This is a genomic window from Stenotrophomonas sp. GD03777 (genome assembly GCF_029842485.1).
Classification (GTDB): domain Bacteria; phylum Pseudomonadota; class Gammaproteobacteria; order Xanthomonadales; family Xanthomonadaceae; genus Stenotrophomonas; species Stenotrophomonas sepilia.
Genome location: NZ_JAOCGL010000074.1, coordinates 1 through 20,828, shown reverse-complemented (window position 1 = coordinate 20,828; position 20,828 = coordinate 1). Strand labels below are relative to the sequence as shown.

General features: G+C 62.2%; 21 protein-coding genes and 1 pseudogene. 12 read left to right on the top strand and 10 right to left on the bottom strand.

Going from position 1 to position 20,828, the window contains the following annotated elements; translation table 11 throughout:
- Positions 1–59 precede the first annotated feature (59 nt).
- Positions 60–881 carry a hypothetical protein gene (locus tag N5E02_RS14935; protein WP_139726650.1) on the top strand — a complete coding sequence of 274 codons (822 nt, stop codon included), beginning with the start codon at positions 60–62 and terminating at the stop codon, positions 879–881.
- Positions 882–943: 62 nt separating this feature from the next.
- Here the strand turns inward: N5E02_RS14935 and N5E02_RS14930 are convergent, their stop codons facing one another.
- A complete protein-coding gene (locus tag N5E02_RS14930; protein WP_279946430.1) occupies positions 944–1,741 on the bottom strand; it encodes a siderophore-interacting protein in 798 nt (265 codons plus the stop codon).
- Between the two features lie 60 nt (positions 1,742–1,801).
- On the bottom strand, positions 1,802–2,362 hold the full coding sequence (locus N5E02_RS14925; RefSeq protein WP_279946429.1) for a PadR family transcriptional regulator: 561 nt from the start codon (positions 2,360–2,362) through the stop codon (positions 1,802–1,804).
- Positions 2,363–2,906: 544 nt separating this feature from the next.
- Here N5E02_RS14925 and aceE point away from each other — a divergent pair.
- The 3 genes from aceE (at position 2,907) to N5E02_RS14910 (ending at position 7,919) form a co-directional block, all read left to right on the top strand.
- Complete coding sequence (gene aceE / locus N5E02_RS14920) at positions 2,907–5,594, top strand: pyruvate dehydrogenase (acetyl-transferring), homodimeric type (RefSeq protein ID WP_099604734.1); 2,688 nt, start codon at positions 2,907–2,909, stop codon at positions 5,592–5,594.
- 63 nt (positions 5,595–5,657) lie between these two features.
- Entirely contained in the window at positions 5,658–7,202 is a 1,545-nt protein-coding gene (dgt, locus tag N5E02_RS14915; protein WP_212561150.1) for a dGTP triphosphohydrolase, read from the top strand.
- Positions 7,203–7,277: 75 nt separating this feature from the next.
- Positions 7,278–7,919, top strand: a complete 642-nt coding sequence (locus N5E02_RS14910) for a hypothetical protein (protein WP_212561149.1) — start codon at positions 7,278–7,280, stop codon at positions 7,917–7,919.
- Positions 7,920–8,207: 288 nt separating this feature from the next.
- Here the strand turns inward: N5E02_RS14910 and N5E02_RS14905 are convergent, their stop codons facing one another.
- Together N5E02_RS14905 and N5E02_RS14900 are read right to left on the bottom strand one after the other, a co-directional pair.
- A complete protein-coding gene (locus N5E02_RS14905; protein ID WP_279946427.1) occupies positions 8,208–9,116 on the bottom strand; it encodes an HNH endonuclease signature motif containing protein in 909 nt (302 codons plus the stop codon).
- A 624-nt stretch (positions 9,117–9,740) separates the two neighbouring features.
- On the bottom strand, positions 9,741–10,109 hold the full coding sequence (locus N5E02_RS14900) for a hypothetical protein (RefSeq protein WP_279946426.1): 369 nt from the start codon (positions 10,107–10,109) through the stop codon (positions 9,741–9,743).
- 120 nt (positions 10,110–10,229) lie between these two features.
- On the opposite strand from N5E02_RS14900, the gene N5E02_RS14895 reads away from it, so the two are divergent.
- Positions 10,230–10,532, top strand: a complete 303-nt coding sequence (locus N5E02_RS14895; protein WP_279946425.1) for a hypothetical protein — start codon at positions 10,230–10,232, stop codon at positions 10,530–10,532.
- 63 nt (positions 10,533–10,595) lie between these two features.
- On the opposite strand, the gene N5E02_RS14890 is transcribed toward N5E02_RS14895, so the two are convergent.
- The 3 genes from N5E02_RS14890 to N5E02_RS14880 all read right to left on the bottom strand — a co-directional run bounded on the left by N5E02_RS14890 (position 10,596) and on the right by N5E02_RS14880 (position 13,119).
- Positions 10,596–10,811, bottom strand: coding sequence for a hypothetical protein (locus N5E02_RS14890; protein WP_279946424.1), 216 nt, complete (start codon positions 10,809–10,811; stop codon positions 10,596–10,598).
- A gap of 91 nt (positions 10,812–10,902) precedes the next feature.
- The gene (locus tag N5E02_RS14885; RefSeq protein WP_279946423.1) at positions 10,903–12,228 is read right to left on the bottom strand and encodes an XVIPCD domain-containing protein; all 1,326 of its coding nucleotides are present in this window, start codon (positions 12,226–12,228) and stop codon (positions 10,903–10,905) included.
- A gap of 21 nt (positions 12,229–12,249) precedes the next feature.
- Positions 12,250–13,119: a hypothetical protein gene (locus N5E02_RS14880; RefSeq protein WP_164144173.1), complete on the bottom strand. Its 870-nt coding sequence runs from the start codon at positions 13,117–13,119 to the stop codon at positions 12,250–12,252.
- Between the two features lie 214 nt (positions 13,120–13,333).
- Here N5E02_RS14880 and N5E02_RS14875 point away from each other — a divergent pair, with 214 nt between their 5' ends.
- The 5 genes from N5E02_RS14875 (at position 13,334) to N5E02_RS14855 (ending at position 18,105) form a co-directional block, all read left to right on the top strand.
- Positions 13,334–14,260, top strand: a complete 927-nt coding sequence (locus N5E02_RS14875; RefSeq protein WP_279946421.1) for an XVIPCD domain-containing protein — start codon at positions 13,334–13,336, stop codon at positions 14,258–14,260.
- The gene (locus tag N5E02_RS14870) at positions 14,257–14,892 is read left to right on the top strand and encodes a hypothetical protein (RefSeq protein WP_279946420.1); all 636 of its coding nucleotides are present in this window, start codon (positions 14,257–14,259) and stop codon (positions 14,890–14,892) included. Before N5E02_RS14875 ends, N5E02_RS14870 begins: the two co-directional genes overlap by 4 nt.
- A gap of 2 nt (positions 14,893–14,894) precedes the next feature.
- A complete protein-coding gene (locus tag N5E02_RS14865; RefSeq protein WP_188239192.1) occupies positions 14,895–15,908 on the top strand; it encodes an XVIPCD domain-containing protein in 1,014 nt (337 codons plus the stop codon).
- Between the two features lie 185 nt (positions 15,909–16,093).
- Positions 16,094–17,239 carry a YncE family protein gene (locus tag N5E02_RS14860; RefSeq protein ID WP_188239193.1) on the top strand — a complete coding sequence of 382 codons (1,146 nt, stop codon included), beginning with the start codon at positions 16,094–16,096 and terminating at the stop codon, positions 17,237–17,239.
- 176 nt (positions 17,240–17,415) lie between these two features.
- Positions 17,416–18,105: a hypothetical protein gene (locus tag N5E02_RS14855; RefSeq protein WP_065179600.1), complete on the top strand. Its 690-nt coding sequence runs from the start codon at positions 17,416–17,418 to the stop codon at positions 18,103–18,105.
- A gap of 27 nt (positions 18,106–18,132) precedes the next feature.
- Here N5E02_RS14855 and N5E02_RS14850 read toward each other — a convergent pair whose 3' ends face one another.
- Entirely contained in the window at positions 18,133–18,525 is a 393-nt protein-coding gene (locus N5E02_RS14850) for an XVIPCD domain-containing protein (RefSeq protein ID WP_065197331.1), read from the bottom strand.
- A gap of 75 nt (positions 18,526–18,600) precedes the next feature.
- Positions 18,601–19,080: a nuclear transport factor 2 family protein gene (locus tag N5E02_RS14845; protein ID WP_065197332.1), complete on the bottom strand. Its 480-nt coding sequence runs from the start codon at positions 19,078–19,080 to the stop codon at positions 18,601–18,603.
- 227 nt (positions 19,081–19,307) lie between these two features.
- Here N5E02_RS14845 and N5E02_RS14840 point away from each other — a divergent pair, with 227 nt between their 5' ends.
- On the top strand, positions 19,308–20,120 hold the full coding sequence (locus N5E02_RS14840) for an alpha/beta hydrolase (RefSeq protein WP_139726657.1): 813 nt from the start codon (positions 19,308–19,310) through the stop codon (positions 20,118–20,120).
- 9 nt (positions 20,121–20,129) lie between these two features.
- Positions 20,130–20,303 (top strand): hypothetical protein, encoded by a 174-nt coding sequence (locus N5E02_RS14835; protein ID WP_005415066.1) that lies wholly within the window; start codon positions 20,130–20,132, stop codon positions 20,301–20,303.
- A 112-nt stretch (positions 20,304–20,415) separates the two neighbouring features.
- Here N5E02_RS14835 and N5E02_RS14830 read toward each other — a convergent pair.
- A pseudogene (locus N5E02_RS14830) lies at positions 20,416–20,828 on the bottom strand (hypothetical protein); the annotation flags it as partial.

Here is a 20,828-nt window from a genome sequence, read left to right as displayed (position 1 = left end):
AGCCGAGCATGGGCTCGGCTCCACAATGGCCCGCTGTATCACCCACGGAAGGAAGACCCATGCAGGACGCGCAGTACTTGTTGAACGAATTCTGGTCGGGCCTGAGCGTGCTCGATCTGGTGGGCGGCAGCGTGCTCGGTACGCTGCTCGGCCTGGTGCTGGGCATCGCCGGCTGGCGCTGGCTGCATCGCCGTGGTTGGTTGCAGCGGCGCAAGCGCTGGCATCACTGGCTGCTGGCCAGCTACGTGGTGCTGCTGCCGCTGGCCACTGCCTTCTTCGGCCTGCAGCTGGGTTTCACTGCCGGTGCGCACCGTGCGCTGTTCAAGCAGCTCGATCATTTCCAGCCGCACCTGCAGACCCTGGTGGAAGGCTGGAGCGAAGGCTTTACCGATTCGCTGGACGACCCGCGCATGCGCGAGGCACTGCGCAGCCAGGGCACGGTGGGCGACGTCGCCGACACCATCGCCTCGGCCTACCTCAGCGAGCATCCGCTGCCTGGCCTGGACCGTCTTGGCAACGGCCCATTGGCACGCGGCACCGGCTGGGTGATCGGCAGGGTGCGCGAGGGCCTGCTGCGCAGCATGGTGGAAGACACGCTGGTGGACAGGGCCGGTACCCTCGGCCTGGAACCCAAGGTGGTGCGCGAGGCGCTGACCATGCACGTCGATGAGCTGCTGCACACCCGTGGCGTGTTGCGGCTGGTGAAGGCGCAGATCAACGGCATGATGCCGGGCGTGTACTTCGGGCTGCTGTTGCCGTTGTTGATCATCGCGCTGCTGGTGGCGCTGGAGATCTGGGCTGCGCAGCGGTTCGGGTGGACGCGGCAGAGGGTAGTGCCGGCCGTTGGCCGGCAATTGCAGGTTCCTGCCGAAGGTTCATGAGGTTGCCGGTGCATGGGGTCAGATCCCTTTTCCACAGGAAAAGGGATCTGACCCCGAGCCGGTCAATCGCCGTCGGTTTCGTCCGGGTGGGCCTTCCAGTAGCCGGTGGAACGAATCCAGTCGCGCGGCACGCCCAGGTGGCCTTCGATGAACTTGCGCATCATCCGCGCGCGGCGCGATTCAGTGGCGATCCAGTAGAAGACATCGCCGTCCGGGGCCTCGAAGTCGGTCAGCATGTCTTCCAGCAGCGTACTGCTGGCCGCCGGGAAGCCGTTGCGCTCCAGCCAGTGGATGCGCACGTTCTCGTACTGCGGCAGGTCCTGGCGCTCGGTCTCGTCGCGCACTTCGATGAAGGCCTGCACCTCGGCACTGTCCGGCAGCACGTCCAGCCAACGGGCGATGGCCGGCAGTGCGGTTTCATCGCCGATCAGCACGTAGGCGTCGTAGCTGTCGGCCACCACGAACGAGCCGCGCGGACCGCCGATCACCAGCACGTCGCCCGGCTGTGCGCGTTCGGCCCACGGCCCGGCCACGCCCTGGTCGTGCAGCACGAAGTCGATGGCCAGCTCGCCGGCTTCGTGGTCCCACCAGCGTGGGGTGTAGTCGCGCGACGGCGAAGGCTCCTTGCCGTCCGGGTAGCTGCGGCCTTCGGCGGTCAGCACCGGCAGCACCATCTCGCCCGCAGCGTTGGGGAAGAACAGCTTGATGTGGTCGTCGGCGCCGGGCGAATCGAAGCCGGCCAGCGCGTCGCCGCCCAGCACCACGCGGCGCATGTGCGGGGTGACTTCTTCGGTGCGCAGCACGGTCAGTTCACGGAAGCGCACATCCAGGCGCAGGCGCGTGTTGTTGTGTTCGGTCATGGGGATACCTGCAAAGGTGTCGCGCGGGGGCGCGCGGCGTAGGGGAGGACCTGGCTGGATTCAGTCTGGCTGGGTCGTTGAAAGCGGTGATGCCTCGCTACCGGCGGTACCGTTGAGCAGGGCAGACGCCCGCGTCAGCAGCGCCGCCACTTCGTCCGCCTCGCCCTCGGCCCAGCGGCCGTGGTGGTGCACCAGCGCCCGCTTGAACTCGCGCAGGGCGCAGGCCAGCGGCGGCGGCAGCGAAGCCTTGGTGATCTCGCGGGCACGGTCGAAGGCACGCCGCTGCGCCAGGCGCACCTGGGTGCGCTGCACCTTCAGCTCGAACTCGCCGGCGGCGGTGATGCGGAAGATCCGCTTGCCATCCACTTCCTCGGCCTCGATCCAGCCGGCCTGCTCGAAGCTGGCCAGTAGCGGGTACATGGTGCCGGCGCTGGGTGTGTAGGCCTGCATGAACTGGTTGCTGATCAGCTGCATCAGCTCGTAGCCATGGCGCGGCTGCTCGCCGATCAGGGCCAGCACCAGCAGGCGCAGGTCGCCGCGGCTCAGCACACGTGGCTGGCCGTTGCGGCGCGGCACATCCGGATCGGTGGAACGGGCTCTGGCAGAAGCGGTACGGCTCATTCCGATATATCGGTAAACGAGTATGCAAACGATATATCGATATGTCGAAAGCGACAACATCCGATCCGGCCACAAGCAGGTGCAATTTGGGCCACGGACCTTCGTGCGCACAGCAAAAGGGGCGCCCCGTGTGAGGCGCCCCGGCGATGCTGTGGAAGGGAGCAGGGCCATCGGGCCCATCACTCGCGACCCACCCTGGGCCCGCGACTGGCAGCGATCCAGAGGCAGGTGCGACATGTTGTCGCCGGTTCAGTACCGTTGCCCAAACCGCCCCTACAGCGGTGCCGGGGTTGCCCTACAACCGTCATCGGCAGCAGTAACACTGCGTCCTGCGCATGGGCGCAGCGGCCGCAAGCGACAGCCCGCGCCGCCGCCAAGGCCCGCCGCAGGGCCATCAGCGGGCCCGGCAAGTCCCTTGCGGACACTGGCCGGTTGCATCCATACGCCAGCGTAGCCAAGTGACGAAAGCCCTTGGTGCGCTACACTTTGCGGTCTAGAAATCTATACAACAGTCGCGCGCGTGCGTGCGGTTATGGGAGCGCTAATGAACTGGTTGAACGAGGTGCTGAACAACGACCCGAATCCTGTGGAAACCCAGGAGTGGATCGAGTCGTTGAAGGCCGTTATTGATGTCGAGGGCTCCGAGCGCGCGCATCAGCTGCTGGAAGGCATGGTGGAACTGACCCGTCGTTCGGGCGCCTACCTGCCGTTCTCTCCCACCACCGAATACGTCAATACCATCGAACCGCAGTTCGAGGCCAAGAGCCCGGGCAACGCCGAGCTGGAATGGCGCATCCGTTCGATCATCCGCTGGAACGCGATGGCCACCGTGGTGCGCGCCAACCGCAAGCCGGGTGACCTGGGCGGCCACATCGCCTCGTTCGCCTCCGGCGCCACCCTGTACGACGTGGGCTTCAACCACTTCTGGCGCGCCCCGAGCGAGAATCACCCGGGCGACCTGCTGTTCATCCAGGGCCACAGCGCTCCGGGCATCTACGCACGTTCCTTCCTGGAAGGCCGCATCAGCGAAGAGCAGCTGGACAAGTTCCGCATGGAAGTGGACGGCGGTGGCCTGTCCTCGTACCCGCACCCGTGGCTGATGCCGGACTACTGGCAGACCCCGACCGTGTCGATGGGCCTGGGCCCGCTGGCCGCCATCTACCAGGCGCAGTTCATGCGCTACCTGGAAAACCGTGGCCTGATCGAGAAGTCCGACCGCAAGGTGTGGTGCTTCATCGGCGACGGCGAGAGCGACGAGCCGGAAACCCTGGGTGCCATCGCCCTGGCCGGCCGTGAAGGCCTGGACAACCTGATCTTCGTGGTGAACTGCAACCTGCAGCGCCTGGACGGCCCGGTGCGCGGCAACGGCAAGATCATCCAGGAACTGGAAGGCGTGTTCCGTGGCGGCGGCTGGAACGTGATCAAACTGCTGTGGGGCGGTTACTGGGATGCCCTGCTGGCCAAGGACACCAATGGCGTCCTGAAGAAGCTGATGATGGAAACCGTCGACGGCGAATACCAGAACTGCAAGGCCTTCGGCGGCGCCTATACCCGCGAGCATTTCTTCGGCAAGTACCCGGAAACCGCCGCGATGGTCGCCGGCCTGAGCGACGACGACATCTGGCGCCTGAACCGTGGTGGCCACGACCCGCACAAGGTGTACGCCGCCTACCACCAGGCCGTGAACACCAAGGGCATGCCGACCGTCATCCTGGCCAAGACCGTGAAGGGTTACGGCATGGGCAGCGCCGGTGAAGCACTGAACCCGACCCACCAGACCAAGAAGCTGGACGACGAAGCGGTGCGCCACTTCCGCGACCGCTTCAACATTCCGGTGACCGACGCGCAGCTGGCCGACGGCCAGGTGCCGTTCTACCACCCGGGCCCGGATTCGCCGGAAGTGCAGTACCTGCAGGAACGCCGTGCCGCGCTGGGCGGTTACCTGCCGCAGCGCCGCCGCAAGGCCGACAAGACCTTCGTGGCGCCGAAGCTGGAAGCCTACGAGCGCCTGCTGAAGAGCAGCGGCGAGCGCAGCTACTCCACCACCATGGCGTTCGTGCAGAGCCTGAACATCACCCTGCGTGACAAGGAACTGGGCCCGCACATCGTGCCGATCGTGGCCGACGAAGCCCGTACCTTCGGCATGGAAGGCCTGTTCCGCCAGATCGGCATCTACGCGCCGTTCGGCCAGAAGTACAAGCCGGTCGATGCGGACCAGCTGATGTTCTACCGCGAAGACCAGAGCGGCCAGGTGCTGCAGCAGGGCATCAGCGAGCCGGGTGCGATCAGCTCGTGGATGGCCGCCGGTACCAGCTACTCGGTCAGCAACGTGCCGATGCTGCCGTTCTACATCTATTACTCGATGTTCGGCTTCCAGCGCGTGGGCGACATCGCCTGGCAGGCCGCCGACATGCGTACCCGCGGCTTCCTGCTGGGTGGCACCGCCGGCCGCACCACGCTGAACGGTGAAGGCCTGCAGCACGAAGATGGCTTCAGCCATCTGGTGGCCGGTGGCATCCCGAACGTGCGCAGCTACGACCCGACCTTCGGCTTCGAAGTGACGGTGATCCTGCAGCACGGCACCAAGCGCATGATGGAAGACCAGGTGGACGAGTATTACTACGTCACCCTGATGAACGAGAACTACACCCACCCGGAAATGCCGGAAGGCGCGGCCGAAGGCATCGTCAAGGGCATGTACCTGCTGACCGACGCCGGCAAGCCGAAGAAGGGCGAGCTGCGCGTGCAGCTTTTGGGCTCCGGCACCATCCTGCGCGAAGCCATTGCTGCTGCCGAGCTGCTGGACAAGGACTTCGGCGTGACCGCCGACATCTGGAGCTGCCCGAGCTTCAACGAACTGCGTCGCGATGGTTTCGACGTGGAACGTGCCAACCGCCTGCATCCGGAAGGTGAGCAGCGCAAGGCCTACGTGACCGAGCTGCTGGAAGGCCGCCAGGGCCCGGCGATTGCCGCTACCGACTACGTGCGTGCGTATGCGGACCAGATCCGTGCGTTCGTGCCGATGTCGTACACGGTGCTCGGTACCGATGGTTTCGGCCGCTCGGATACGCGTGCGAACCTGCGCCGGTTCTTTGAGGTGGATCGCTACTACATCGCGCATGCCGCGATTGCGGCGCTGGCGAAGGACGGGAAGATGACCGCGAAGGATGTGGCCCGGGCGATCAAGCAGTACAAGATTGATCCGGAGAAGGCTAATCCTGTTGGGGTTTGATTGAGATAGAAACTCGAGGGCCGAACGAGATGCTTCGGCCCTCTATACATGAGGGGGTAAGGAATGGAAATCCAAGATGTACAGCAAGGTGGCGATAGTGAATTGACGGCTGACGGCGATCACGATTCCGTCGCGGCTTGGGCTTGGGAAGAATTACTGAATCCGAAGCGGCGCAAGGAGATCGCGCGATCCACTGATACCTCCAATAATGAAGCTTCAGCGGCCAAGGACGCCTCTGGGCGAAAAGAGGTGCGGACTGCAATTGAGAGGGATCACGACCGTATTCTCTTCTCAACGCCGGTACGTCGTCTTGCCGACAAGACCCAAGTTTTCCCGTTAGATAAAAACGACAGTGTTCGTGATCGTCTAACTCATTCGATCGAAGTATCCAACTTGGCTCGTAGCTTCGGTACTATTCTTGCTGAAAGGCTGGATGTTTCCGGTTTTCCGACGGCGCACCGCGATCTGCCTGCGCTTTGTGCAGCCATTGGACTTGTGCACGATCTAGGCAATCCGCCTTTCGGTCACCAGGGTGAGGCCGCTATCCAGCACTGGTTTGCTAGTAATCCCAGATTGATTTCTACGCTGACAGAAGCACAGCGGCGCGACTTCTCATCTTTTGAAGGCAATGCGCAGGGATTTCGACTGGTCACTAAGCTACAGCTCCTTAATGACAACTATGGTTTGGATCTGACGTACGCTTCACTCGCTGCCATGATGAAGTATCCCGTTCAGTCATGCGACGTGAGCGACAAAAAATGCGCATCTAAGAAGCATGGATTCTTCCAGTCCGAAAAGCCAATTGCTGAAGAGGTCATGAAAGCTGTTGGCCTTGATCTCGGAAGACGTCATCCACTCGCATATGCGATGGAGGCCTGTGATGACATCGCTTACTGCGTATTTGATGCTGAAGATTGCATTAAGAAGGGATTGGCATCAATTTCTGATCTTCATGAATGGCTAAAGCATGAGTGCAGAGTTGATGGGAAAGATGACGAGTTGGTTTTTGCGCTCGTTAAGTTCAGTGAGAAAAAGACTGGCGAGTACAGGGCGCGTGGTGAATTTTCACCCAGTGAGCTTAATGATATTTCAATGCAACGCTTTCGCGCTGAGGCAATTGGCCTATTTATGGACTCGGCTGTCAGTGCGTTTGTGAAAGGGCAAGAGAAGTTTGCAGATGGTACGGAGAGCAGATCCTTGCTTGATCTGTCTGCGGCAAAGGCATTGCGAAAGTGTTTAAAGAGCTTCTCGCTGAAACACGGCTATACGCATAGATCTGTCTTGAAGGTTGAGCTTACTGGTTTCAATGTAATTAATCGGTTGATGGATATGTTCTGGGCGGCCATTACCGATCGAGAGTCGTTCGATGATCCGAAATCAAAGCGTAAGCATCCCTTTACAAGGCTTGCTTATGAGCGGATTTCTGAAAATTATCGTCGGGCGTTTGAGAATCCCCAAGGTGCCTCGGCGGATCTTCCAATGCGCTATCGGGAGGCTCAGCTTCTTACAGATATGATAGCTGGCATGACGGATTCATTTGCAATGGACCTTTGCGAAGAGCTAGAGGGTGTCATTGGCGATTTCAGTCTACAGTGCTACAAAGAATAGATGTTGAATAATCGGCTAAGAAAAATTCTAGATAATTTCTTGTTTCCGCCCTCGGATATCGAAAGGAGAAGGGGGGTGGCCGGTTTTATGGCTGAGGTCTCTGTAATTCTGCCTGACACGGTTATTTTTGGTGGAGTTGTTAGAGAGTTTTCTTTGGGGCATGCCAAGGATTTTTGCTCGGATCTTGATTTGGTCACGCGCCACTCGAGGGGTAATATCGAGAGATTCCTTCAGGGTAGAGATTGGGTAAGAAATAAATTTGGAGGTTATCGTGTTCTCCAGGATAAGTGGATGTATGACCTTTGGTCACTGGAGGATACCTGGGCCGCGCGGGCAGGATACATCGCATGTTCGGATTTTGATGACCTGCTTAGAACCACATTTTTTGATATTGACTCGGCAGCGTTCCATATATCTTCGCGCCGTCTAATTATGAGCGCGGCCCACGTAGAGGCTGTGAGGTCGAAGAGATTGGGGATCAATCTTGCTGAAAATCCATCTCCCTCCGCAATGGCTAGGCGCGCGGTCCGGATGGCGATGAGGAATGAACTTTCGCTTTCGAGGGAGCTTGCTGATTACGTGGTTTCTAATTATTGTTCAGCTCAACCCAACTCACTCGAAAGTGGGTATGTGCATTCTTTGAAGCGGTTGCTTGATGCAGGAGAGTGTGAGCTTGTTCACCCGGAAATTCAGCCGGACTTTTTTCGTGTGTATTAACTAAAAAATGGATTGATTCCTAAGTTGCGGGTCCCTGGCGCTGGCCCCCCTCGAGCCTGTTGACCAAGGTGGTACTCCTTCTCGACTCAGTTCTGGAGGGATGGAAAGTGGACAAGGGACGTCCACCGTTTTTGTCTCCGGATTTGAATGATCTCGAGAACCAACGCCAAGTTGCGTCGGGCGATCCAGCGCTTGATCTCTTCTCCCATCATTGAGCTCATCGGTGTCTCCTTCTAGAAAAGTAACACCTGAGTAGGAGTTTAGTGGGTCATGCAGGAAGTTTAAGCGTCAATACTCCGAGAGATTTGCTGCGGGATCGCGCTTATCAAAAATAGCGTCACGGTGAAATTCCAAGAAGCTGAGCTGCTTCTGGGAGAACGTTCCATACCTAAGAGATAAATCCAATTCTAAACCGAGCCGACCTTGCACGTCGGAGGGTAGATTGTTCGAGACCAGTAATCGACCGCTCGACGAAAAGCTAATCCACCCCCGATCAAACAGAAGATCCGCGTGCGGAGCCAGCAGAAGACCGTTCTCGCCATCAACCCGCTCGCTATGAGTGCTATCCGCCCATGGCTTGATGTGGCTCGCGCGAAGGAATCTCAGGTCCTCAATGCCGGTCAACCGGCAACCCTTCTCAACGCCAATTAGTCGCTCGCGGAACAGACGCTGCTTCGTCCGCACTTCGGTTTCGCGTCTTGTAGTGGTCGCGCCCACGTCATCTATAGCGGCATCGATCTCTGCTTGGTCCGTCTCGCTCGCCGCAAGGCCCAACGAGGCTTCCAGTGATCTCAAGCGGAACACGATCGCAGACCTTGGCTGACCTTCTCGATCTGGTGTGCCAGGTTGAACGTAGGAAGACTGGCACATGAACCTACCAAGGTACCGATAGGGCCGTCCCTTGCCCATCATCTGAAACACTACGAGCGTCTTGCCATCCTTGACGTGCTCGCCAATCGCTCTGTTGCCTGCCACATACTTCATGTCTCCGACTTGACCCTCGCCGAAGTAATGAAAGACTTCGTCGTCGTCCCAGAAATCATGGTAGCCATGAGACACGCCGGCCTCGCCAGTGAACGCGATGACTAGCGGATGCTCTTTGGGTGTCGAAATGCCGCCTTGCTGTTGCCCGCCAAATACACCGTGGATCTGCTTTTGACGGTTGTAGAGCGCGCCCACCTCGAATGGGAGTTCCATCCTAGATCCCTGTCCCGAAAGCTAACTGCCCAGGATTCTAGCCAGAACCAGGTTCCTTGTGTCATTGGTTGACGCGTTTGGCTGCCTCGATAAGGTGCAGATGGGGGGCTACTGGGACGCAGACCTAGGGCAGCTGTTCTTAGGTGCGCTCAAGTTCCTCCTACGTCTCTCTGGTGAGCCCCACCCATCTTTCCAGCGCTCTAGCTCTATTGCATCGCTTGCGGCCGCATACATGGTGACTATCAGAAGACTTGGCCCGGAGTTGTCGACGAACAGAATGGCATCGTCACGTACGCTCAGATCAAAGAATTGTGCACCGGCATCATGAATTCCGATGGTGACATCTTGGCAGGCCAACGCTTCGGCAAAGCTCTCGGCGTGGGCCCGAAACAGTGCAAACTCCGAGTTGGTGAGTCTTGGGTAGTTCTCAAGACTCATTGCGGTGGCCGGCGCGTAACTCCCTCCAATGATCAATCCCAATAGCGCTACCGTCGTCAGGGCAAGCAAAGTCCGTCTCGGCATAGTGAGGCCAGTGTTGGAGGCTAAAGGCTCAGGCGGCGGAGAATGCTTCGGACCGTGCATACGATCCGCGCATTGCATTCGATGTGCGCAGCGAGGCGCGCTCTACTCCCGCACGTGCAGCCGCTCAGCCACCTGCGCAGTCAACGCCACACACGCCATCTTCAACCCTTCCATCACCCGATCCCCCAGGTATTCCTCGGGCGCGCCGTTCTGCCGAGTCCGCTCCGCAGCCAGCATCAACTCCGCCACCACGCGCAAGCCGGCCAACGCGCAATCCGCATCCGCCAGCTGAAGGCGACGCCCAGGTAGTTGATGCCGCTCCGGCCAAGGCTGGCCGTCCGCAGCCGCACCAGTGCCGATGCGATGCAACGTGGCGACGAAGGCGTTGGGATCGATGGACCGTTCGCGGTCGGGTTCGGCGTTGTCCGGATCGTACTGCGCGTGCAGGGAACGGAAGTCCGATGTGTTCATGGCAATGCTCCGTACAGGACAGACAGCAGCGCCACCGATAAAAGTGGCGGACGATGCGAGGCTCGAAAACCGGTCAACAACCAATCCGGCGGGTCCGAAGACCCCCACGCACCGCCCGCCATGGACCGCGAACGGATTGCCAGCCGGCGTCACACGAACGTGACGCCGGCTGACAAGCGCAAACACATGGTTGTTGACCGGGTTTTCGACGCCCGTGCCACCCTGTGTGAGGTGGCATGCCAAGGTGTACTCGCATGGCTGCGAGATGCCAAGAAACCGCGGGCCGCAGAGGCCGCAAATGCTGACGCTTACGGCATTGTTGCATGGCGCACGCGCGACAGAACCCTTGCGGTGCAGCGGTTTGGGCCGTTGTTAAGCTACTGCCCGAATGCGCTTCAAAAAGTACGGTTTGCAGCCGTGTAGGATCCCAAAAGCGACACCTAGCCCGCCGAGTTGACACGTGCAGCGGGCCGATTGCGACACAGCTTAACTTTGCAGCGCCACGCCCGGCCGTGGCCACAGTGCATCGTCGCGCTCCAGGTCGTAGTTGCTGCCGAACGCCAGCGCCGCCTCGTGTGGCGGAAGGTCTGCGTAGCAACCCAGCAGGTACTCATCCATGCCGGCGTCGCCATGATCGATGGCGAACAAGTGGAGAAGTTCCCTGTCGAAGGCTTCCAGCCATGCGGGGTCGATCTTGGTCATGGTCATCCTCCCGAAGCAGGAGAGGATGACCTGGCGAGGTCTCAGGGGCTGCGACCTCCGGCCCCAAGGGAGGCCGCCTCAACCTAGGCGGTCAGCCCATGCGCATGGCGTGGCTCTGCTGTTCCTGCGTCCGTGCATCCAGCGCCTGCTGCTCATTCTGGCGGGCGAGCTCGCGCTGATCGCCCACCACAGCCAGTTGCTGCAGCGACTCAGCCACCGGCGTTTGTGCAGCCACGGCAGTGGGCATGCCTGCACGCAGGTGGGCAGGGTCAGATAGGTCGCCTTGCACAACAAAGATGGTGTGACCCGCCGGCTGATTGGCCGTGGCGTTGCTCAGCACCACATGGTCCACCTGTTCCAGACCCTGCTCGCGTGCCCTCACTGTCAGGCTGGCGGCGAGGTTCTCACTGGTCGCGTCGAAGGGGCGGCCGTGCTTCTCGTCCAGTGCAGCGACGCCCTGGCGAATCTGCTGATGGAGGGCATATTCCGGGCTGCCTGGCTCTATCGCCGCGATTCGGCGTCCTTCCGTAAAGAGAGGCTCGGGCTCCTGCGTAGACACCACGCGCGGGCTCTTGGCGATCTCTCTGTAGGGATCTTCAGGATGAAACTGCTTCGCCTTGACCTCGCGTTCCAGGCGAACCTCGCGGGTCTCGTTCAACGCGGAAATCTCGGCGGGATCGGTCTCTTTGGTTGTTCTATCGAGCGGGGGAACGCCCACTGTGCGGTCCCAGCTGCCGTTTTTGGCGTCGTAGCTGTGATAGTCGAACTTGGTACCAATCACGTTCGGATCTACGGCGTCGCGTTGCAGGAGCGCTGCGCCCTCGAACTTGCTCAGCTCAACGAAGTAGAAATGCCCAGCGGGCTGCGGCATATCCAGGTGCACGCTGACTGCCGTCTTGCCAGCACGGAATGCGCCGGCAGCGCTGTTGTCGAGCATGTTCTGCCAGACCTTTTCGGCTGCCTGCTCACCGCGTTTGTGCTCCGTGGAAACCAGCAGCAAGCGTGGCGTCCAGCAGTTCACATTGAGGTCGTTCTTTTCGAACGAAACATCGTGGGATTTGAGCGTGCTGGTGTAGGGCAGGTTGAGTGCCAGATCGGGCCTGCCGGCCTCCATCCAACTTCTGCGCTCCGCCAGGTCGTTCCTGATCAGATCCTGGCCGAAGGCTTCTTGCCTGCGCTCGGTGAACGCTACGTTCTTCTCGTTGCCGAACAGCGTGGCCTGTTGCTCGGCAACGGCGGTTGCAAAGCTGTTGGCCACCCGGCCGGGGAGGCTGTCGTTGCGCACAACACCCAACGCAAGCAGGCCGTAGCCATCATTGTCGGGAAGCTGCGCGAGATAGTTCCAATACAGCTCGCGATTTCCCTCCTTCGCGTAGGAGGACAGGACACGAATATCCTTATCGGTAAGTCCGCTCATGATTCATCCTTGAGATGCGGTTTACGGCTGAACGCGATAGCGGCTCAGAAGATCACGCACGCTGGTTTCCAGACGCTGCCAGTCGCTCAGCATTACGCGTGCATAGTTCATCTCGATGGCGATGCTGTCGCCCACATCCACGATGGAATGGCGGCACATTGCGATCTGGCCTTCTCCGACGCGTTCAAGTGTCTTTCCCTGAGCTACAAGTCCGTCAGGAATGCGATCTGCCGGGTCGCAGCTGATGAACGTTGTCAGTTGCCCCTCCGCCGAGCGGGCCACATACCAGTCTGGCTCCATCCCCGGGTTGTGCACGTAAGGCCTGCCCAGCGCAGCCTCTGACTCCTTTGCATAGGCTTCCATCAACGATGGGTCGATCGCATAGGGCGTCAGGCCCCATCGCTCGGGTTGTGCAACGCGTAGCGCAAGATTCTCCACCGGGTCTCTTCGCTCCAGCGACCCCGGCGCGCTGGTGGCCTCACTGCTGGACCGGCGTGCCAGATAGTTCTGGATGGGAACGCGATCGATGTACCTAAGCTCGACCAGTACCTGCCGCCGGCTGTCCTGCGTGCTGCGCACCGGGCGATCACCAGGAGGCGCTGCATCGAAATCAGGCCAGAACACAGTGAGCATGACGCCCCCATCGGCCAAGGGGCCCGTCTGGTTGTAGTAGAGGTTGGCCGGGAACATGAAGCGGTGCGGGCCAAGCCGAGCTTCCACCGGCTGCATTGTGTAGGTCTGTCCGCCCACCGTACGTGGGCTGGTTGCGGTTTCGGACATGGGGGTTCCGTTCGGGTCCTTTTCCGTGGATGGGGCCTTCGCGCAGGCGGTGGTGCTCAGCACGGCCACCAGGGCGAAGGAGGCAAGCCGGCAAGCCGGTGCTCTGCTCATGGGCGATTCCCTTGCATGATCGAAACGACTATAGAACGGTGGGATGGCAAGCTCCAGTCGCAGCCGGGACCGCGGCCACCGCGGGGTCATTACTGCATGCTGGCTCACATATTCGGCAAGTCGCGATCGGCGTCCTCTATTCCTCCACCTGCCCCCCATACCACCTATGCCATCATCCGCCCAGGACCGCAGCACCCATCAAGGCTGAACAGGCATGGAGCAGGCAACACGCTACACCGTAACCCTTTATCTGGCCGCGTCCGGCACCCCGCTGAACAGTGGGGGCATCTCGCCGCGCGGCCATATGTACCTGCAGGTGGCCGCGGGCGACGAGGCCCACAGTTACGGCTTCGCGCCGCCGCGCCAGGCGCCGGGCGAAACCCGCACCGGCGTGCAGTACGCGCAGGTACGCCACGACGATGCCGACGAGCATCTGGACCCGTACTACAGCCGCACCCTGGAAATCACCGAGGAGCACTACGGCTGCCTGCGTGATTTCGCCGAGGAACCCGCCGAGTTCGAATTCGATGTGGATCGCCCGGCCACCATCAACCGCTGCAGCGACTTCGTTTGGGCGGCCCTGCACTACGCCGGCCTGCATCCGCTGCCGGCGCCGCTGGATGGCGGCAGCAACCTGGGCGAGTTCGCGGTGCTGTTCAACCTGCCGGAAATCCAGTGCATTGCCGCGCCGTTCCCGGGCAGCGACCTGAATGCCGAGACCCATCATGCGATGCCCGAGCGCGAGGCCGAGCATCATCGCCAGGGCGACCGCGCCAGCGATGAGCCGCCGCCGACGCCGATCGAAGTGGCCGGCACGCTGCTGGACCCTTCGCATCCAGACCATCGCCTGTTCTCGCAGCTGATCCAGAAGGTGGCGGAGCTGGATGCCGCGCACGGCCGCCCGTTCGATGCCGCCAGCCAACGCATCAGCGCCAGCCTGCTGGTGCTGGCCAAGCAGAACAACCTCTCGCGCGTGGACCACGTGCTGCTCAGTCGGCCGACCCAAAACAGCCATGCCGCCGAGAGCATCTTCATCGTGCAGGGGGACCGCAACGACCCGGGGCACCGTCGCGCCAGCATTGCCACCGAAGTGGCTGCCAAGACCGATGTGGCCGATTCGCTGCGGTTGAAGGAGCAATGACGCGTCCAGTTCGGCGGAGGCTGGTGGTACTGGCGGTGCTGGGCGCGCTGGCGGCATGCCGTGCGTCACCTGCGCCTGAGGTTGCGCCGCCCCTGCTGACGCGCGCACAGGCCGAGGCGCGCACGGTTGTGCCGTTCACGCGGGCCGTGCAGTTGCAGAAGGCCGGCCGGATTGCCGAGGTCACGTATGATTTGCCGGCGCCCCAGAAGCCGGCCATTCCGATCCTGAACATCGGGTTGCGGCTGCAGGATACCGATGCGCGACGGCTGCTGGATGCTTCGGAGAAGATCACGCTGGGACGGCTGCCAACGCGACTGCGCCTGGAGCGGATCGATGGCAGTGCACCTGGTCCTGTGCAGCTCTGGCAGCGTACTCGCGATGGACGCGATTCTCAGAAAATCGGGGAGGATGGCGTGGTAACAGACCTGACGACGGGGAGCGTGGACATCAACAGCTTGGCCGAGGCCGGGTTGTACTCTGAAGATGTGCTCTATCGCACGTTGCAGTTGGCGCAGGTCGGAGGCGTTGCACCCGGGCGTTACGTTCTGCGGGTGGACCTTGTGGAGGATCGGCCCCAGCTGGAAGGCCTGAAAGCAGAACTGATCGTTGGCTATCAATCACTAGGAAAGTGAACATGCACAAGGACGATGCCGAACGCTACAGCGTAACCATTCATCTGGCGGCCCCCGGCACGCCGCGCTACGGCCGTGATGCTGAGGGAAACAGGTTTCTGCTGGAGCCCTCGTTCGCGGGGCACATGTTCCTGTCGCTGCGCCGTTCGGGTGAACCCTTCCCGGAGAGCATGGGTTTCACCCACGCAGGCACCAAGGACGAGCCGAACAGGGGCAAAGTCGATGACATGGATGTGTTGGTCTACGACAAACCCCGCTTCGAGCGCACGATCGAGATCAGCAAGGAGCAGTACGACCGCATCCTCGAGTTCTCGGCAGACCCGAAGAAGCACGGCTTCGACATGGATTACGACTTCTTCTCCAACGCGTGCACCGATTTCGCATGGGGTGCCCTGAACCACGCAGGGCTGCGCCCGGTGGGGCTGGCCGGGGAGATCACCAACTACGAGGGCGCCACCAGGGTCCTGGACAACATCCGCGCGGTCAACGCCATTCCGCAGCAGGTGAAGGGCAGCGAGCTGGACAAGGTGCAGTGGAACCCGATGCCGAAGCAGACCTTCCGCGAGTGGATGTTCACCGAGAACGGCGAGCAGTGGCGCGGCAACAGCACCCTCGCGGCAAGCGGCACGCCCGCAGACCCGGCGCATGACGATCATGCCCGCCTCAACCAGATCCACCAGCAGGTGGCCGACCTCGGCGCTTTCGGGGCGCGCAACGGCAATGTCAGTGCCAGCCTGCTCGCGCTGTCGAAGGAGCAGCAGTTCTCGCGCGTGGACGAGGTGGTGCTGGGCGAGCAGCGCGGTGATACCGCACCGAAGCTGTTCATCGTGCAGGGGGACCGCAGTGACCCGGCACACCAGCGCGCCAGCATGCCGGCAGAGGTGGCTGCGCAGGCACCGGTGGAGGCCTCGTTCGATCGGGTCGCGCAGTTGCAGCAGAATGAGCCGCAGCGAGACGCGCAGCGCCTGCAGGAGGAGCAGCAGCTTCAGCAGAGCCACGGCCCACGGATGGCATAGCGGCGGGCGCAGCATCGAGGTCGAGCGTCGGCCATGCCCGCGCCGGCGCACGCCACGCCCCCCACCTGCTACCATTCCCCCGCATCCCCAGCCAGCCCACCCCGCGCAGACAGATGTGGGGCGGGCCGTCGCAGTACGGCCCAGCGAGCCAGGACACCTTCCCGTGCCCATTCAAGGACGCTCGCATGTTCAGTACTCCTCTCTTCCGCTCGGCCGCGCTGGCCGTTGCCGTTTCGCTCAGCCTCGGCGCGCCCTCGGCGTTCGCCGACAATGCACCTGCCGCCAGCGCCACCACCGCCGTACAGCGCCAGGCCGTGGCCAAGGGCCTGTACGAGCTGGCCTACAGCCCGAAGCAGAACGCCGTGTTCGTGGCCTCATCCGGTGGCTTCGGCGATGACGCCGGCCCGGCCCAGGTGCTGCGCCTGAACCCGGCCACGCTGGCCGTGGAAACCCGTATCCCGCTGGAGCGCAAGGCCTTTGGTGTGGTGCTGGATGACGCCCACAACCGCCTGTACGTGGGCAACACCGTGGACCTGTCGGTGACCGTGGTCGACACCGCGCAGAACAAGGCCGTCGGCACCCTCCAGCTGATGGAGAAGAAGACCGGCAAGGACGGCAAGGCCGCCTACACCCACGACCTGCGCGAGCTGGTGGTCGACAGCGCGGCCAACCGCCTGTACGTGACCGGCCACAGCAGCCAGCCGGACGTGAGCAGCGTGCTGTTCGTGATCGATACGAACACGCTGAAGGTGATCAACACCATCGACGGCCTGGGCAATGCCAAGGCGCCGGGCCTGGCGCTGGATGCGGCCAACAAGCGCGTCTACACCAGCAACCTGCTGGCCGACCTGGTGGTGGTGGGCACCGATTCGAACAAGGTGGTGGCGCAGCACAGGATCGCCGCCGAGCAGCCGATGAATATCGCGCTGGACCCGGCCGGCAAGCGCCTGTTCGTGACCGACCAGGGCTCGGAATTCCTGCGTGGCTACCAGGCCAAGAGCAGTGGCCTGGTCAGCAAGCATCCGGGCCAGCGCGTGCTGGTGCTTGACCGCAGTACCGGCAAGGAACTGGCCAGCATCCCGACCGATGCCGGCCCGCTGGGTATCCTGCTGGATGCACCGCGCAAGCGCCTGTACGTGACCAACCGCGAGGCGGGCACGGTGACGGCCTACAACAGTGACAGCTACCAGAAGGTGGCGACCTACACGGTGCCGACCCACCCGAACAGCCTGGCGCTGGATGCGAAGAACAACGTGTTGTTCGTGAGCATCAAGAACGGCGAGAAGGATGACAAGGGCGCTGACGAGAGCGTGGCGCGGATCCAGCTGTAAGCATTCGCGCTGGATTGACGAGGGCCGTGTCCTCGGCCGTCGGCCGTGGAGCGGGCCTCATCCGTTTGTGCGGCTCGCATGACGCTGGACTAGGAAGTGTTGCAAAAGCAGGGGCAGCGCTTGTTGCAGTGGGGCGGTACATGTAGCGTCATCAGCCTTCCAGGGGAGGCTATCCAATGAGTACGTATACCGCGTTCGTCGAGCTCGCATTTGAAAGGTTGAACAAAGAGCTGGCGATACCGAAGGGATTCGCCGTAGCACTCTACAAAGAGGAAGACTCGTGGAGCTTCATCTCGAAGCTGGCGCAGCTCGTCGAGGCCGTTTTCACGCGGGCCGTCGTCGATGCCCTGCGCGAGCCGCTGATATTCGATGTGATCAGCAATCTTCCGCAGGAAGTGAGGATCAATTTTCTGCGCAAGATGAACATCATCGACAGTGAACAGAAATCGATGTTCAAGGCCGTTGCAGAGATCAGAAACCAGTACATCCATGATCTCTCGAACATCGACGTTCCGCTGGATGCCTACATCAAGAACCTGGAGGACGGTGCAAGGAAGGGACTCTTCAAACGGTTCAAGCCGTACTTCGTCGACCCGAAGATGTCCATTGAGAAGTTCATCTCGCAATGCAGGCCACAGGTCTTCCATGTGTGCGTGCTGGAGCTGCTGAAGGTCCATGGAAAGGTGTCATCCATCAACATCCAGAAGGACCACGAGGCATTCCGTCTTCAGCAGGCGGGAAGGTTGCTGCCGGCGAAGAAGCAGGGCGAGATGCTTCCATTGGATCGACTTACGGTGAGCAGCTATGTCACCCAGGCCAGAGACGTTCTGAAGCGGGAAGGCCTGTTCGTTTCAGAGTTCAAATAGCGGGAGAGAAACCGCTTCCGCGCCTGCTTACCCCATCCGAGGCGCAGGATTCTGCATTTCGTGCGCCTGCACATCGACCTGCGGCTGCGCACCCACCCCCAACTTCTGCATCGACTGCTCCACCGGCGTCTGCGCTGCCAGAGCCGTCGGCATCATCGCGCGCAGGTGCGCCGGATTGGCCGGGTCGCCCTGCACCACGAAGATGTTGTGCCCGGCCGGGTGCTGGGCCGTGGCGTTGCTGACCAGCACGTGGTCGACCTGCTGCAGGCCCTGTTCGCGGGCGAGCACGGTCAGGCTGGCGGTCAGGCGTTCGCTGGTCTGGTCGAACGCACGGCCATGCTGGGCGTCCAGTGCGGCCACGCCCTGACGGATCTGCTGGTTGAGGCCGTAGTCGGGGTGGTTGGGGGTGATTTCTGCCATGGCGATCGAACGGTAGCGGTGGGTCGGGGTGAACCCCGCCAGTATAGATCCGGCCGGTGAAGGGCGCCGGAAAGGTCAGTTCGCCGGCCGATGGTCATAGCTGATCACCCGTTCGGCCAGCCAGTTCCCGTCCACGCGGCGCCAGACCTGGATGAAGCGGGCCTGGCCGGTCCAGCGTTCCACGCCGTCCTTGCCGCGCTCGTAAAAGCGGTGGTCGCCGATTTCGAGCGCCCGCTCATCGTGCAGCGGAAACACCTGCAGCGAAGATTCCACGAGCTCGCGGCGCAGCTGCCAGCCACCCTCGCGCGCGCTGCTGCACAGGTTGGCCACGCTGTGGCGGAAGTCCTCGCGGCTGCTGGCCGACTTGCCATCCTTGTCATGGAAGAACTCCATGTCGTCGGTCGTCATCGCGGCGGCCTTGTCGGCATCGCAGGCCTCGAAGGCCGCAGCGAAGAGCTGGGTATCGGCCTGGCGGATCTGCACGCGCAGGGTGTCGGCGGGCGCTGGCATGGCAACGAGGCCGGCGGCCAGCAAGGGCAGGGTGAGCGGCAGCATGGTGAGGCTCCAGGGAGGGTTCATGCAGGCTCGCATGGCGTTTGGGCCACTGCAGCCGGCTTCCGACGAAACGGCCCTGCCACGGAATGAATGCCCATACTGGCGGCCCGGTTCCAGCTTTGAGGCCGTTGCCTGTGCAGGGGATGTCATGAGCGGCCGGGATTCCCTCACAGCCGCCACAGGTGACGGCCACTAGCCTGCACTCCTTCCCTTCCACAGGAGCGCCCATGCCTGCTTCCCGCATCCGCCTGCACGTTGAAGACACGGGTGGCGATGGCCGCCCGGTCATCCTGATCCACGGCTGGCCGCTGTCCGCCGATGCCTGGAAGACGCAGGTGGCGATCCTGCGCGACGCCCAGTATCGGGTGATCAGCTACGACCGGCGTGGTTTTGGCCGCTCTGACAAGCCGGCCGAAGGTTATGACTACGACACGCTGGCGGCGGACCTGGCGGGGCTGATCGAGGAGCATGACCTGCGCGATGTCACCCTGGTCGGTTTCTCTATGGGCGGTGGCGAGGTGGCGCGCTACGTGGCCAACCACGGTCAGGATCGCCTGCACAGTGTGGTGTTCGCTGCGGCGGTGCCGCCGTTCCTGCTGCGCAGTGACGACAACCCGGAGGGGCCGCTGACCCAGGACAAGGCCGATGAAATGCGCAGCGGATTGGAGAAGGACCGCGAGGCGTTCTTCGACGGCTTCACCCGCGACTTCTTCAGCGCCAATGGCCAGTTGATGGTGACCGAAGAGACGCGCCAGGCGGCGATCGCGCTGTGCCATCAATCCGACCAGGCGGCGGCGCTGGGCTGCATGAAGGCGTTTGCTACGACCGATTTCCGGGATGACCTGAAGAAGATCTCGGTGCCGACGCTGGTCCTGCACGGTGACAGCGATGCCATCGTGCCGTTCGAGGGCTCTGGGCAGCGTACCCACAAGGCCATCAAGGGCAGCGAAGTGGTGATCCTGGAAGGCGCGCCACATGGCTGCAACACCAGCCACGCCGACCGCTTCAATCTGGCCCTGCTGAACTTCCTGAAGCGCTAAGCTGCGGCCATGCGCCAGACCAGAACACCCCCGTGGAAGAAGCCCAACCCCAAGGGCCAGACGTCGCAACCGCTGTCGGATGCGCAGAAGGCCGCGGCGCGGCAGCGGGCGGAGGAGAACGGGCGGCGCTATCCGAACCTGGTGGACAACATGTGGGCGGCGAAGCTGCCGCGTGGGTCGTGATTCAAAGGCTGGGTGCGGGCCTGGTGGAGAGCCGAGCCGATGCTCGGCTGGCGCGCGCAGCGCGTGCCGTCCGGAGAAGGGGGGCAAAGGGCAGCGGAGCATGGGCTCGGCGCTAAGGGCCGGGCAGTGGCTGCCAGCCCGACTCCCTCCACGGCGCAACCTCGCGTTGCTGTACGTCAATGGCCTCGATTGGCAACCCGGCCAGCCGTGCCAGTTCCGCACGCAGCATTTCGGTGTCCAACGGCAGCGCGATGGCCACCTGCAGGCGGTCGCCCTGCTGCCGGACCTGCACGGGCACGACCGCACGGGCTTCATGCTCACCGCCGGTGCGACCGATCGGGTAGCGCATCGCCGTGGGCCGCCCCAGCTGTGCGAGCGCGGGTTGCCATGCCTGCAGCACGACGGGCTGTGCGGCCACGGGAACCTGCGCCTCGACGACGGTTCCTGCATAACCGATGAGATTGCCCACCATCACCTGGAAGCGTGCGCCATCGGGGATGACCAGCACGGTGGCGATCAGCGCCA